The following is a 13,958-nucleotide window of genomic DNA, read 5'->3' as shown; positions in this document are numbered from 1 at the left end:
TTAACTATCTAAAAATGAAATTAGTAGCTGTTTTGCTTTTATAAATAAATCTGATTCTGAATTTTTTGCTAGTAAGTAGTAAGATCTTTCTGTTGGAGGCTTCTTCTGATTTGAAATATATAAAAGGTTATTTTGGATATATTCTTCTATTAAAAGTTTTTCCGTTACAAAAAAGCCAATTCCTGATAAACAAGCTTTGATTGCTTGGAGTGAATTTTTAAAGATAATTTCTTTTTTGTGCTGATATTTTTTATCTATATTATTGTATTTACGCCACTTGCTATAATCATTAATACGAATGTTATCATCAACATAAATTAGATTTTGGTGGGCTATTATTTCAGCAACTGTTTTCCCTCTATAATTGTTGCTGCATACTAGAACTAATTCACCATCAGTGAGCTTATACTTACTTAAATTATTAAAATCACTTTCAGTACCATATTCAATACTTAAATCTATATCATCAATATCAAAATTAACTTGCCTTCCTATTGTTATTAATTGTATCTCTATATTTTCAAAAGTTTCTATAAAGCTATCAAATCTTGGTATTAGCCAGTTTGCACATAAGGTAGTCATACAGTTTATAACTAATTTTTTTGTTTTTGGTTCTTTGAAAATTTTTGTTGAATGATATATTTCAGTTATTAAAGGTTCAATTTTTGCATAATATTCTCTAGCTAAATTAGTGATAACAAGATTTCTTTTCTCTGTTATAAAAAGTTTCTTATCGAGGTGGATTTCTAATTTTTTGATAGATTGACTTACTGCTGAATGAGTCATAAAAAGTTTCTCTGCTGCCTTGGTATAACTTTTGGTTTTCATCACCGCTATAAAAACAGGTAGCGAATTTAATGGAGGTAGGTCGTTTCTTTTTATCATATCAACTGTAAGTAAAACTTACTTTTTATGTAAGAATAATACATTTTACATAATTATGCAATGTTTGTATTATTCACCATAATTTTTCAAAAAATGGTGAAACTATGATTTCTATAAATAATTTTATAAGTTTAGTTTTAATGATATTATCAGCAACTTTGATTGCCTTTGCATCTTTTGCTATGAAATATTTAGTTGCGGGTGTTGGTATTTATTTATCGATGTTTATTAGCTTTATTGGTGGCAGTATCTTAATGTGGTGGATTGTAAGTATTTCTTCCTTTACAAAAATTATTCCCAATGGCTGGAGATCAATATCTGCTAGAGTAATATTTTGCTTTTTGGCGCAAATATTCCTTTTTGTTAGCTTAAGTAAAGGGTCATTGTTAATCACAATATTATTATTTAATACTAGCCCACTATTTATCCCTGTTATACGTTTTATATTTCTTAAGCAAAATATTAGTCATTTTAATTTTATTTGTATATTAGTTAGTTTCTTAGGGATTTATCTGATTTTAGGAAATGGTGATGATAGAGTTAATATATATGCATTGACTGCTCTTTTTTCTGGTATATTAAATGCAGCTTCTCAAGTTGTATTACATAATGGTAGTCAAAAGGAGGATGTATTTATTATGAATCTTTGGATATATACATTTATAGGATTAATAATGTTAGTATTCTTACCATTTAATATATCTTCTATAGCTAATTTAAATAATTTATTGACTCAACCTTTAATAATATGGATATGTATAGCTATAATAGTATTTAGCATTAGTGCACAGATATTCAGAGTAAAAGCTTTTAAGTATACTAAAGATCCTTCTTTGGTTGCACCAGGGATGTATTTTTCAGTAGTGGTTGCGGCAATATTAGATATTGTTTTTTATAATACATCAATTGGTTATTTAGAAATGTGTGGAATCTTAATGATATGTATCTCTAGTATATTATCGATAATTAGAAAATCTTAACTTGGAGAGTAAAATGGAAAATACATTTGTAATAGTTGCTGATTTTATAAATGAAATTGTTGATGAAAAAGGCGCTTTCGGTGCTCATAATGCTCAAAGAATTAAAGAGGATAAAACTATACAAAAAGCAAACAAGTTAATAGCTTGGGCTAGAGCAAATAGTATTCAAATAGCTCATGTACGTGTTGGTTTTAGTAAAAATTACCAAGAATGCTCTAAAGTTTCACCAATGTTTAAACTAGCGCCTAAAAATAAAGTTTTAGAGCTTAGTACTTGGGCGACCCAGTTTCATCCTGATATCGATATTCAAGATAATGATGTAATTATAACAAAACATCGTGTAAGTGCTTTATATGGTACAGATCTAGAGCTTATATTACGAGCAAATAATGTTGAACATGTGGTTGTTTGTGGTGTCTCTACTAGTTATGTAGTAGAGTCTACTGTCAGAGAGTTACATGATCGGGATTATAAAGTTACTGTAATAGCAGATGCATGTAACGCTGCGAGTCAAGAGGTACATAATGCTAGTCTAGCAAACTTAAGCAGAATTGCTGATATCGTAAATATTGATGATTTTATTTTATGCTAATTATAATGTGAATAAAACTCACTATTTACACTGTATCATAGTATAATACAATGCATCATTAAAATAATAAAAAAATAATAAAAAGCGAGAAATCATGAAAAAGAAAATTGTAGTTTTCATGGCAGTATTGATATCAATGTTACTATTTAATTGTTGTTACTCTTTAAATGATACTGAGAATTTATTGTATTTGCAGGCTTATTTTAATAATCGTAATGTTAAGAAAGTTAATGATTATCATCAAGAGATGAACCGTTATCCTGCAAATTTAAAGATGAGTCGTTATTCTGCAAATTTAAAGATTAATGATTATAAATAGATTTTGTTTTGCTGTTCTTTTGATATATTTTTGTTAAATCACAATTGACCAGATTAATCTAAAAATATAGTATCTTAGTAATGTAATTACTGACTCTTTAGTATCAGTGCATCTTGTGCTAGATTCTAAGAAGTTATATTAATTAAGGATTTTAATGGCTCGTGTGGATATATCAGCGCAACTTAAGAGAAGTTTGTTTGATACTGATTTAGATCGTAAAAAAGCACTATTTTTGACATTTGTAGCATTTTTGTTTACGGGGGTTCAGTGTGCAATATACGGGATGTTGACAGTACCAATTTCAGCGCATTTTAATATTGATTCTAATACAATTATATTCTTTGATGGTTTTGGTCTGTGGGGTCAAATATTAGCAATGGCAACAGGTGGTATTATTATCAAAAAAATCAAAGGTAAGAACACACTTATATTAGCTGCTATATTAATGATTGTTGGTTCTATGCTATCTATATTGGCTCCTGATATTTATGTATATACTGCGATGACTTTTATTTGCAATATGGCGGTTGGCTATGTTTTAGTTTCTTGTAATTATATTGTAATGGGAACAGTTGAGAAACAAGGAGAATCAGAGGGTAAACTCAGTCTTTTAAATGTATTTTTCAGCTTAGGCTTTTTGTCTAGTGCTTTTATAGTTGGGAATATTATTTATTATGCTAGTTGGCAGGTAGTATTTATCATGATTATGATATTGTTTGTGATTTTTATAGTATTTCTATTATCTCTTAAGATAGATGAGAAGGTTGAGCAGGGTGTTATAAATAAGCACAAAAATACTACCAAGACTAAATTTATATTTTTACGTAAACCAATAATCTTAATGGCGATAGCACTATTTTGTATAGTATATACCGAGCAAATTATGAACTATTATAATCAGCCTCATTTGCATTTTGATCTTGGTTTTAATATGAAAGATGTTGGATTTTAGTCGCTATTTACACTGGTTCACAACTTTTAGGGCGAATATTTTTTGGCAAATTCTTGTTGCCTAAGGTGAGGATTGAACGTTATTTGATAGTATCAGGATTAATATTTGCTGTTGCTATATTTGTATTCATATATATAGATTCGTTTATGCTTGTTGCGATCTTAATGGTTGTATTAGGCTTAAGTGATTCATGTATATATCCTTCTGTACTGGGTTATGCTATGGATAAGCTGCCATATGTTTCAAGTGGAGCAACGTCATTTTTAGTAACAATAGGTGCTATTGGTATTCCTCTTGGGACATCTTTATCAGGGATGCTAGGAAATTTATTAGGGCGTCAAACTGCAATGCTAGTTGGACCAGTTATGCTCATAGTATTAGCAATTTTAGTTATCGTAGTACATAATTCAAAAACTCTAATAATAAAGAGGCCAGTATGTCTAATATAAATCAAATCAAAAAATTTATCGCAAGCTCAGAATATAATTGGTACAGTATTGAGATTCCTGAGGGTGGTAAAGTTAACTATAGTAATAAATCTTTAGAAATCTATTTAAGTAAAAAACTCACTTCAGCACAAGCGTTAGCAATACTCCAGCAGTTTCACAAGACTTTTGATATAGCTTTGACACAAACAGGTTTTGCCAAAGCGGCTGAAAGAGATATAGATGATGATACTACTAATTATGATGCAGTTTGGGTTCGTGACGCTGTATGGGTTTATTATTATTTGAGTGAATTTAATCAAAGACAAGCCAAAGTCTTGATTAATAAGCTTTTTGCTTATTATGATTCTCCGCAACAGAAACAAAGGTTTGAAGCTGTTATCAAAAATCCAAAAATTGCTGAAGATAAGATGGCTGTGCCACATGTTCGTTTTGACAGTACAAGTGCTAATTATGATGATGTAATCATAAATGGTAAGCCACAGGTTTGGAATCACAAACAAGTTGATGCGTATGGACTATTCTTATTAGCTTTAGAAGATGCCTATCAAAAACAAATATTAGATACTAATGACTCACAATTATTAATTTTTCTAGAGAGATTTTTTAGTTTCTTTAAGTCAATAAATTATAGTGAATATGCTGATGCTGGTGCTTGGGAAGAAATCGATAGAGTTAATACTAGTAGTATATCCCTAGTAGCTAATGCATCTAAGCGTTGGAAAGATAGCTTAAGCAAAAAAAATCTTAAGCTAAAAGTAGACTTAGAATTACTTTATACGCAGGGAATTAACAAAGTTAAGAATCAAATAGCTTATGGTGGAGAGTCACCACTTTATGATCTTAATGATATTCGTTATCGTCAAAGTGATGCTGCAATGTTGCACATTTTTACACCATACTTTATAGAAGGTCTTGATTTTGCAGAATATCAAAAAAGTTTAGCATATATAGATGCTTTAATTAGAGATTATGGTGTAATTCGCTATGTAAATGATAGTTATCAAGCGGCTAACTTTTGGCTTGATAATAGAAATATCGAAAAAGAAAGTTTAACTGATGATGCATCAACCCCAGAGCAATTCATACAGAGAGCAGTAGGTCAGTTAAGAGACTCAGAGGCTCAATGGTTCTTTGACAGTATGATTGCCTTAGCAATGATGAATTTATATGATAAATATCCACTGCAAATTGATAAAGTTAGCTTTTTTAATAAGATTGTTTGGCATCTAAAAAGAGCTCTAGCGCAGATGACAGGTGAAACAGCTATCGCAGCTGACGGTCATGCTGTAGCTGCAGAGCTGCTGCCAGAGAGTATAAATACTGTTATATTTGCTGATAAAAAATATTTTTTAGCTTCACCAATTACACCACTAAATTGGGCAAAAGCTTCATTAGCTCTAGCACTCAAGAAGTTTAGTACTTATACTGAGTAAGCTAATTGGAGTTTTTATTTTTTTTAAAAAGTCTGAAAGTTAGAAGTACTTTTATCAGCTTATTACTAGTCTTTAATTGATAAAGCATTACTACTAAGGTAAAATTCTTACGTTTAAAATTTAAAATCTTTAGGAGAAAAAATGAAAAAATTATTATTATCACTATCTGCAATTGTATTATTTGTATCAACTTCATTTGCACAAGAGGCAGAGCAAGGTGTTGGTAGCCCATTAAGCTCAATTTTAATGCTTGTGGTATTTTTTGCTATATTCTGGTTCTTGCTAATTAGACCTCAGCAAAAGAAAAACAAAGAGTTACGCAAGATGCTATCTGAACTATCAAAAGGTGATGAGGTTGTAACTAATGGTGGTATGGTAGGCAAAATCGCTAAAATAGATGAGACATTTGTTGATTTGGAAGTTGCAGAGAATGTTACTATAAAAATCCAAAGGAATGCTGTAGCAAATATTTTACCTAAAGGTGCTACTAAAGCTTAATTAACTATTCTACAAAGTCTTTTTAATTTTTTCTTTTTATATAAAGGAATTTTCAATGAGTAATAACAGAAGTCTACCTATAAACCAGTTCCCAATGTGGAAAAATCTTTTAATCGTAATTGTCTTAGCATTAGCGATCTTTTATGCTTTGCCTAATATTTTTGGTAAAAGTCCAGCTTTGCAGATATCGCAAAAAGATGGTGATGTGACTACCCAATTATTGGTAAATATTGAGAAAACACTATCCGAAAATAAGATTAGCTATCAAAGAGCTAGTACAGCTGATGATAAAAGTAATATTGCAATAACATTTAAAGATGTACAAGAGCAGCTAAAAGCTAAAAAAGTACTAAAAGATAATTTAGGTAATGACTATATTATTGCGATGAATATGCTCTCGAACTCACCAAGTTGGTTAGCAGCATTAGGCGCTAACCCTATGAATCTAGGACTAGACCTACGTGGTGGGATGTATTTGATGCTAGAAGCTGACACAAAAACAGCTATCGATGCTCAACTAGATAATTCCTTAAGTATAGTTCTAAGTGCTGCTAAAGATAATGGTATAAATATATTAAGCTCAACAAAAGCTGAAGAAAAATCAACTATTAAAGCACCACAAAATTACCTTGATAATGGTTTTGTGTCTATAACTTTAGCAACTTCAGCAGTTATTGATAAGCTTAAGCAGTATTTAAATACTGATTTTACTAAGACACAAGATCCTAATATAATCTACACCAACAAAGATAACACAGTATTTATTTCTTATAACAGTGCTAAGATTCTCCAGCTCAAGCAAGATGCAATATCTCAGGTTGTAACAGTTATGCGTAATCGCATCAACGCTTTAGGTGTGGCCGAGGCATCTGTTGCACAGGCAGGTGATAATCGTGTTGTCATCGAAATACCGGGTCTGCAAGATGCTACCCAAGCTAAGCAAATCTTAGGAGGTACTTCTACAGCGAGTTTCTATTTAGTAAGTCCTGTTGCAGATAGATTAGCAGCTGAAGAGCAGGGTTATAAAGTTTATGCTTTAGATAATGGTAGAGGCTATCAAAGCTACTATAGCCTAAAAAGTGCTGCTGTTGCTGGTGGTGCTGATATTATCAGTGCTAGTCCATCTATTGATCGCCAGACGGGGACACCGATTGTAATGGTTGAGCTAGATAGAAGTGCAGCAAGTCATTTTAGGCAGATTACAGCCAAGAATATTGGTAATCCAATGGGTGTAATGCTTGTTAATACTACTTATGAGAAAGTCAAAGATAAAGATGATAAAGAGAAGAATGTAGTTACTAAAACAGAGAAGCTAATCAATGTTGCTACAATCCAATCTGCACTAGGCTCACAATTCCAAATCACTGGTCTAAATCAAAAAGAAGCAAATAACCTTGCCTTAATGATTAAATCAGGAGCGTTACAAGTTCCTGTACATATAGTTCAAGAGCAGCAGATAGGTCCTAGTCTAGGTAAGGACAATATCGAAAAAGGTATTCTATCTATCGTGGTAGCACTTATCGCTGTTATAGTATTTATTTTAGTTTATTATCGCGTTTTTGGAGTTATAGCTAATATTGCGTTAGTGTTGAACTTAATCTTAATTGTAGCAGTGATGTCTATTATTCCTGGTGCTACTTTGACACTACCGGGTATTGCTGGTATCGTCCTAAACTTGGGTATGTCAATAGATGGTAATGTACTTATATTTGAGCGTATTAGAGAAGAGATTCGTGCTGGTATGCCACGCCAAAGTGCGATACATATTGGTTATGAGAAGGCGTTTACAACAATTGTAGATTCAAATATTACAACTTTGATTGTTGCGGTAATACTTTTCTTCATCGGTAGCGGCGCAGTCAAAGGTTTTGCGATCACATTGATGATAGGTATTGTCACATCTATGTTTACTTCTGTTACTGTTTCAAGAGCGATGACAAATTTTGTTTACGGTAAGAGAAAGAAACTAGAAAAAATCTCTATAGGCATATAATTTTAGGTTGGGTTTATAATGGAATTTTTTAAGCAAAAGACAAACATAGATTTTTTAGGAATTAAGAAATATACAACTGCTTTTTCTGTAATAATGATTGTTGTGTCATTATTTTTTATCTTTACTAAAGGTTTAAATCTTGGTTTAGATTTTACAGGTGGTTATCAAGTACAAATTCAGACATCTAAGTCACAAGACTCTGAGACAATGACAAAAAAATTAGCAACGGCTGGATTTGAGCATACAACGATTACAACTTTTGGTGATAATAATAATTTTCTTATTAAGTTTGCGCCTGATGAAGTTAATATAAAAGCAAAAAATTTAGAAGATGCGCAACAATATCTCAAACACCAAGTTGAAAGCTCGCTAGATGCAAAAGCTCAAAGTGTTAACTATATTGGTCCACAAGTTGGCAAAGAGTTGGCAAGTAATGGTGTCTTAGCGATCATAATAGCTATGGTATGTATCTTAATATACATAAGTGCTAGATTTGAGATGAAATTTGGTATTAGTGCTTGTTTGGCGCTCTTGCATGATCCAATTGTTATTTTAGGTGTGTTTGCGGCGTTTCATTTAGAGTTTGATTTAACTGTGTTAGCAGCGGTATTAGCTGTGATCGGCTACTCATTAAATGATACAGTTGTGATATATGACAGAGTTCGTGAGAACTTCAGAAAAATGCGTAATGCCAGTGTTGTAGAGGTAGTTAATAGAAGTATTAATGATACTTTATCAAGAACTATATTGACTTCTGGTCTAACAATGTTGGTTGTAGTTGTATTATATCTATTTGGTGGTAGCTCAGTACATAACTTCTCGTTAGCTCTAATCTTGGGAATTATAGTAGGTACATACTCATCTATATATGTTGCTGGTGTGGTGGCTGTTGCCCTGGGTTTAAATAGAGAATCTTTACCTCCAAAGCAAATATCTAAAGAAGATACTCCTATCCTATAAATCATTATTGTGGCTGCTAATCACTAAATAGTGTATAATTAAAATGAAGAATTAATAAAAGGAGTATTAATGAAAAAATTAGTTTTAACAGGTTTTATGCTTGCTTTTGGCGTAAGTTTTAGTTTAGCTATGTCTGATAGCAAACCAGTAGAATCTCCAGCACAAAAGCAACATGCTGATCACCCACACAAGTTAGTTGATATCTATATTAAAGATGATCAGAATTCTAAAATATTTGGTCAAATAACTCTTAAAAATCAAGATAATTATAATATCTTTTATTGTAAGCAAAATAACTGGTGTGAAGTTGTTGATAAAAATAATGGTAATACTGGTTGGATAAGCTTAGATAAACTAAAGCAAGCTCAAGAAAAATTTGCTAAGTACATACATAAGCAAAATACAATAAAAAGGTTAGAAGAGTATACAAAGATTCAAGATCAAAAAATAGCTCAATTACACGCTATGATGATGCAGATGCACCAAGAATTTGCTTATGCGTTAGAGCAGCAACAAGCTCAGATTAATCAGCTAAAACAAACATACTATTATCAATAGTGTAAGCTAACCATAGGAGCCATATGGCCAACAAAAAATTATTACCAGCTACGAAAACGAAAACTCTACCGGTTGTATCTGATAATAATCTCAGTACGTATTTAAACTTTGTTAATACCTTACCGGTATTATCACTTGAGCAAGAGCAAAATTTAGCAAAACGCTATAAATACAAAAAAGATTTAGATGCTGCACAGCAACTTGTATTATCACATTTACGCTTTGTCACTAAAATAGCGAGAAACTTTTCAGGCTATGGACTTTCGATAGCTGATCTTATTCAAGAGGGTAATATTGGTCTTATGAAAGCTGTAAGTAAATTTGATCCTGATCAAGGTGTCAGATTAGTATCATTTGCAGTTCACTGGATCAAGGCGGAGATGCATGATTATGTCCTTAAAAACTGGAAAATTGTCAAAGTTGCTACTACAAAAGCACAGCGTAAATTATTTTTTAATCTTAGAAGTAGCAAAGGTAAAGTTGGTTGGTTAAGCTCGGAGGATATCAAACAGTTAGCCGAAGAGTTAAGTGTCAAAGAAGAGACTGTCATCGAGATGGAAAAAAGAATGTGTCAGGGCGATGCAAGTCTTGATTTACCATATACAGATGATGATGGTGAGCAAACTTCGCAGCAAAGTTTATATTTAGAAGATAAATCTTCAAACATTGAGCACCAAATTGTCCAGCAAGATTATTATGATAACCTCAAAGCGGTTGTCAAAGGTGTTTTGAGCAGTTTTGATATACGCACAAAGGATATTATCATGTCACGTTATCTACTTGAAGAGAAAGCAACTCTCCAAGATTTAGCCGCTAAATATAATATCTCAGCTGAAAGAATACGCCAGATTGAAGAGGATGCTCTAGCTAAGCTTAAAAAAGCTATCAAGAACCGCTCTTAAATTTTAGCTTTTTAGTTAATTAATTATTCAAAAAAATAGTATTAGTTATGTTAATATAAACATCAATGTAATTTTTTGAACTAAATAAATGAAAGATTTTATCCCACAAATAAAATCAAAGATAAATCAGCAAGTATATTTAGATGGCTCAAAGAGTATCTCAAATAGATCGCTGATAATCGCAGCTATGGCTCAAGGTCAAACAAAGTTTGAGAATTTGCCAAATAGTGCTGATGTATTAACTTGTGTTGCGGCTTTAAAAGAGCTAGGCTGTCAAGTTGAGCATAATCAAGCAACTAAATCGCTGCTTATCAACGGTTGTGCGGCAAAGTTTAATAATCATGACGCAAAGATATTTTGTAACGAGTCAGGTACTTTGACGAGATTTATAATACCAATGTTAGCAGTGCAGCCTATAGGCAAATATTATGTTTATGCGAAACCAAGAATGATGAATAGACCCTTAGCAGATCAATTAAAACCACTTGAAAAGTTAGGTATGACAGCAAGCTACCACCAAAAGGATCATACTATGCCTTTGACGATAGCGGCTAAATCTTTAAGTGGTGGTAGTATAGAAGTAGATGGTGAGAAAAGCTCGCAGTTTGCTTCAGGTTTGCTGATGGCAGCACCTTTTATGCAACATGGCCTGAGATTAAACTCTATCACAGATCATAAACAGCCATATTTAGAGATGACGACAAAGGTTATGGCAGAGTTTGGCGTGATGGTTGATGTTGATGAAAATATCTATATTGCCAAAAAATCTCAATATATCTCACCTAGTAACTATGTTGTTGAACCAGACGTTTCGACAGCATCGTACTTTTGGGCATTTGCGGCTATTACAGGTTCAACTATCAAGGTTATGCATGTTACTAAAAAGTCTAAGCAAGGTGATATCAAATTTTTAGAAATACTTGAGAATATAGGTTGTCAAGTTAACTACTTTGATGATGGTATAGAGGTTATAGGTAGTGATGAGCTTCATGGTATAAAAATTAATATGCGTAATTTCTCTGATACCTTTATGACACTTGCAGCTATTGCTTGCTTTGCTAAGGGTGATACATATATCTCAGGTCTTAGTCATACACGTGGTCAAGAATCAGATCGTGTCGCAGCTATGGCAGAGGGACTTACTAAGCTTGGTATCTATGTAGAGACTACTCAAGATAGTATCTTAATATCTCCTGAGAGAAGCAAATTTAAGCCAGCTGAAGTTGATAGTCATAATGATCATCGTATCGCTATGTCTTTAGCGCTTTTAGGGTTAAAATACCAAGGTGTAATAGTAAATAATGCAGCGGCTGTAAGCAAAACTTGTCCTGATTATTTTGATAGAATGAGAGCATTGGTAGAGTAGTTATGATAAAAAAAGAGCGCGTTATAACCAGGTATTTAAGTCAAAGATGGTATAAAAAAGCTCTTATTATCACAGCTACTGAGAGTAATTATTTTCATAAGATAAATGTCCTAAAACTTGTCGCGTGCTCAGGATATTTGAAAGTTGATTCACCTTTGGGATGTATTTTTGATATTGAGGCTTGGCCTTTTGAATATAAGTACTTTGATCTTATTATTCTTGATGAGAGCTTTGTCAGTTGTCCAAAGCAGATGAAGGCATTGTTTAATCAATTACATTTCTGCCTGGCAGATGATGGTGAGGTTATAGTAGCATGTCTTGGTGGTATTAGTCTATATGGGTTATTATCACGGTTTTTAGCGAATGGCTTTAGTAGTAAAAAAGTTAGGTTAATAAACTACACTAATAACTTTATAGTAAATATGCTCAAGAGAATAATTAGTAAAAATTATGTTGTAGTCTTTAAGAAAGATAATTATTTTAGAGTTGATGCTTTGAATGTCAGTGAACTTGTCAATGAACCAATAAAAGCTAAAATCTATAGTGGTGGTTGTGCTAGGAAAGTGTATGGAAATTTTCAAAAAGAGAAATAGTGTTATTGCCTACACAGATGGTGCTTGTAAGGGTAACCCTGGAGTTGGTGGCTGGGGAGCTATCCTTAGTTATAATGGTGTAGATAAAGAAATATATGGTAGTGAAAAAAATACTACAAATAATAGAATGGAGCTAATGGCAGCAATCAAAACGCTTCAAGCACTTAAAAGAAAGTGTGATATAACTATCTATACTGATTCTAAATATCTACAAAACGGTATTAATCAATGGCTAGCAAACTGGAAAGCTAATGGTTGGAAAACAGCTGCTAAGAAAGAGGTTAAGAATAAAGATCTCTGGCAAGAGCTGGATATTCTGACAAACAAACATAATGTATCTTGGGGCTGGGTAAAAGGTCATAGTGGTAATATTGGTAATGAAAAAGCAGATGAGTTAGCAAACAAAGCTATTGCTGAGCTAATGGGAAAATAAAATGGAAAATCGTGCTCATAAAAAAATTCTAATTTTATATACCGGTGGTACTATAGGTATGGTTAGTACTGAGCAAGGGTACGATGTCAAACCAGGCTACCTTAGCAAAACAATTGAGGGTATTAGAGATTTTTATCATTATAATATGCCGCAATTTGAGATTAAAGAGTATAGTAACCTTATAGATTCATCAAATATCAATCCTAAAAAATGGTTTTCTTTAGCTTTAGATATTATTAGAAATTATCAAAATTATGATGGTTTTGTAATCTTACATGGTACAGATACCCTTGCTTATACCGCTTCTGTATTATCATTTATGCTTGGTGAAATTCAAAAGCCAGTAATTGTCACAGGGTCGCAAATTCCGATATCAAAGATTAGATCAGATGCAATATCAAATATTCTTAATAGCTTAATATTTGCATGTAGTGAAGTTATTAAGGAAGTGTGTGTTTATTTTAATCAAAAACTAATGCGTGGTAATAGAACTACAAAAATATCAGCAACTGATTTTGATGCTTTTGCATCCCCAAATTACCCTACTTTGGCTAGAGTTGGTATAGATATAGTTGTTAAACAAAAAAGGTTATGGCAGCGAGCAGATGTATTTAGTCAACTTAAGTTAGAGACTCTTGGTGTGCCAAAGATTGCTATTTTGAATGTCTTTCCTGGTATGGGTAATGATATTCTAGATGCTGTACTTGAGCCACCATTACAAGGATTAATTCTCAAGACTTATGGTTCTGGCAATATGATTAATGATCCAAATATTCATGCTACGCTAAACAAAGCCAATGATAGGGGCGTTGTGATAGTCAACTGTACTCAGTGTTTGTATGGTAGTGTTAAGATGGATGCCTATAAAGCTGCTAGAGGACTTATTAAAGCGGGTGTAGTTTCTGGTTATGATATGACAGATGAAGCAGCATTAGGTAAGCTTTTTTATTTATTAAGTCAGCCGAATATGACACAACAACAAGTCAAAGATGCATTTAATGTCTCTTTACAAGGTGAAGTAACAATACAAGAGAAATATGAATAG

The 13,958-nt window shown here is 32.4% G+C and carries 16 protein-coding genes; 15 read left to right on the top strand and 1 reads right to left on the bottom strand.

From position 1 onward, the window contains the following. Entirely contained in the window at positions 1-885 is an 885-nt protein-coding gene (locus tag CGC45_RS05675; RefSeq protein ID WP_071629365.1) for a LysR family transcriptional regulator, read from the bottom strand. A 104-nt stretch (positions 886-989) separates the two neighbouring features. On the opposite strand from CGC45_RS05675, the gene CGC45_RS05670 reads away from it, so the two are divergent. From CGC45_RS05670 to ansA, 15 genes are all read left to right on the top strand, one after another. Next, positions 990-1,865: a DMT family transporter gene (locus CGC45_RS05670; protein WP_071629364.1), complete on the top strand. Its 876-nt coding sequence runs from the start codon at positions 990-992 to the stop codon at positions 1,863-1,865. A gap of 13 nt (positions 1,866-1,878) precedes the next feature. Next, positions 1,879-2,457, top strand: a complete 579-nt coding sequence (locus CGC45_RS05665) for a cysteine hydrolase family protein (protein ID WP_071629363.1) — start codon at positions 1,879-1,881, stop codon at positions 2,455-2,457. Positions 2,458-2,551: 94 nt separating this feature from the next. Then, positions 2,552-2,776: a hypothetical protein gene (locus CGC45_RS05660; RefSeq protein WP_071629362.1), complete on the top strand. Its 225-nt coding sequence runs from the start codon at positions 2,552-2,554 to the stop codon at positions 2,774-2,776. A gap of 154 nt (positions 2,777-2,930) precedes the next feature. Then, positions 2,931-3,728: an MFS transporter gene (locus tag CGC45_RS09360; RefSeq protein WP_232310086.1), complete on the top strand. Its 798-nt coding sequence runs from the start codon at positions 2,931-2,933 to the stop codon at positions 3,726-3,728. Between the two features lie 53 nt (positions 3,729-3,781). Then, positions 3,782-4,177 (top strand): hypothetical protein, encoded by a 396-nt coding sequence (locus tag CGC45_RS09355; RefSeq protein ID WP_335583390.1) that lies wholly within the window; start codon positions 3,782-3,784, stop codon positions 4,175-4,177. After that, a complete protein-coding gene (locus CGC45_RS05650; protein WP_071629361.1) occupies positions 4,165-5,610 on the top strand; it encodes a hypothetical protein in 1,446 nt (481 codons plus the stop codon). The genes CGC45_RS09355 and CGC45_RS05650 overlap by 13 nt, the downstream gene beginning before the upstream one ends. 141 nt (positions 5,611-5,751) lie before the next feature. Continuing rightward, on the top strand, positions 5,752-6,108 hold the full coding sequence (gene yajC / locus CGC45_RS05645; RefSeq protein ID WP_071629360.1) for a preprotein translocase subunit YajC: 357 nt from the start codon (positions 5,752-5,754) through the stop codon (positions 6,106-6,108). Positions 6,109-6,163: 55 nt separating this feature from the next. After that, positions 6,164-8,101 carry a protein translocase subunit SecD gene (gene secD / locus CGC45_RS05640; protein WP_071629359.1) on the top strand — a complete coding sequence of 646 codons (1,938 nt, stop codon included), beginning with the start codon at positions 6,164-6,166 and terminating at the stop codon, positions 8,099-8,101. Positions 8,102-8,119: 18 nt separating this feature from the next. Then, the gene (gene secF / locus CGC45_RS05635; protein ID WP_071629358.1) at positions 8,120-9,061 is read left to right on the top strand and encodes a protein translocase subunit SecF; all 942 of its coding nucleotides are present in this window, start codon (positions 8,120-8,122) and stop codon (positions 9,059-9,061) included. 69 nt (positions 9,062-9,130) lie between these two features. Then, positions 9,131-9,619 carry an SH3 domain-containing protein gene (locus CGC45_RS05630; RefSeq protein ID WP_071629357.1) on the top strand — a complete coding sequence of 163 codons (489 nt, stop codon included), beginning with the start codon at positions 9,131-9,133 and terminating at the stop codon, positions 9,617-9,619. Between the two features lie 23 nt (positions 9,620-9,642). Further along, complete coding sequence (rpoH, locus tag CGC45_RS05625) at positions 9,643-10,521, top strand: RNA polymerase sigma factor RpoH (protein ID WP_071629356.1); 879 nt, start codon at positions 9,643-9,645, stop codon at positions 10,519-10,521. A gap of 88 nt (positions 10,522-10,609) precedes the next feature. Continuing rightward, a complete protein-coding gene (gene aroA, locus CGC45_RS05620; protein ID WP_071629355.1) occupies positions 10,610-11,887 on the top strand; it encodes a 3-phosphoshikimate 1-carboxyvinyltransferase in 1,278 nt (425 codons plus the stop codon). A gap of 2 nt (positions 11,888-11,889) precedes the next feature. Further along, positions 11,890-12,480: a class I SAM-dependent methyltransferase gene (locus CGC45_RS05615; protein WP_071629354.1), complete on the top strand. Its 591-nt coding sequence runs from the start codon at positions 11,890-11,892 to the stop codon at positions 12,478-12,480. Beyond that, entirely contained in the window at positions 12,455-12,913 is a 459-nt protein-coding gene (gene rnhA / locus CGC45_RS05610) for a ribonuclease HI (RefSeq protein WP_071629353.1), read from the top strand. Before CGC45_RS05615 ends, rnhA begins: the two co-directional genes overlap by 26 nt. A 1-nt stretch (position 12,914) precedes the next feature. After that, the gene (ansA, locus tag CGC45_RS05605) at positions 12,915-13,958 is read left to right on the top strand and encodes an asparaginase (RefSeq protein WP_071629352.1); all 1,044 of its coding nucleotides are present in this window, start codon (positions 12,915-12,917) and stop codon (positions 13,956-13,958) included.

Origin of the sequence: Francisella opportunistica, from assembly GCF_003347135.1 — a bacterium.
GTDB lineage: Bacteria > Pseudomonadota > Gammaproteobacteria > Francisellales > Francisellaceae > Francisella > Francisella opportunistica.
The sequence above is the reverse complement of the archived record's forward strand: the minus strand, read 5'-3'. Positions and strand labels throughout refer to the sequence as shown.

Coding starts and splice junctions, on each gene's coding strand:
- CGC45_RS05675 (WP_071629365.1), bottom strand. CDS start 885: ATGATAAAAAGAAACGACCTACCTCCATTAAATTCGCTACCTGTTTTT.
- CGC45_RS05670 (WP_071629364.1), top strand. CDS start 990: ATGATTTCTATAAATAATTTTATAAGTTTAGTTTTAATGATATTATCA.
- CGC45_RS05665 (WP_071629363.1), top strand. CDS start 1,879: ATGGAAAATACATTTGTAATAGTTGCTGATTTTATAAATGAAATTGTT.
- CGC45_RS05660 (WP_071629362.1), top strand. CDS start 2,552: ATGAAAAAGAAAATTGTAGTTTTCATGGCAGTATTGATATCAATGTTA.
- CGC45_RS09360 (WP_232310086.1), top strand. CDS start 2,931: ATGGCTCGTGTGGATATATCAGCGCAACTTAAGAGAAGTTTGTTTGAT.
- CGC45_RS05650 (WP_071629361.1), top strand. CDS start 4,165: ATGTCTAATATAAATCAAATCAAAAAATTTATCGCAAGCTCAGAATAT.
- yajC (WP_071629360.1), top strand. CDS start 5,752: ATGAAAAAATTATTATTATCACTATCTGCAATTGTATTATTTGTATCA.
- secD (WP_071629359.1), top strand. CDS start 6,164: ATGAGTAATAACAGAAGTCTACCTATAAACCAGTTCCCAATGTGGAAA.
- secF (WP_071629358.1), top strand. CDS start 8,120: ATGGAATTTTTTAAGCAAAAGACAAACATAGATTTTTTAGGAATTAAG.
- CGC45_RS05630 (WP_071629357.1), top strand. CDS start 9,131: ATGAAAAAATTAGTTTTAACAGGTTTTATGCTTGCTTTTGGCGTAAGT.
- rpoH (WP_071629356.1), top strand. CDS start 9,643: ATGGCCAACAAAAAATTATTACCAGCTACGAAAACGAAAACTCTACCG.
- aroA (WP_071629355.1), top strand. CDS start 10,610: ATGAAAGATTTTATCCCACAAATAAAATCAAAGATAAATCAGCAAGTA.
- CGC45_RS05615 (WP_071629354.1), top strand. CDS start 11,890: ATGATAAAAAAAGAGCGCGTTATAACCAGGTATTTAAGTCAAAGATGG.
- rnhA (WP_071629353.1), top strand. CDS start 12,455: ATGGAAATTTTCAAAAAGAGAAATAGTGTTATTGCCTACACAGATGGT.
- ansA (WP_071629352.1), top strand. CDS start 12,915: ATGGAAAATCGTGCTCATAAAAAAATTCTAATTTTATATACCGGTGGT.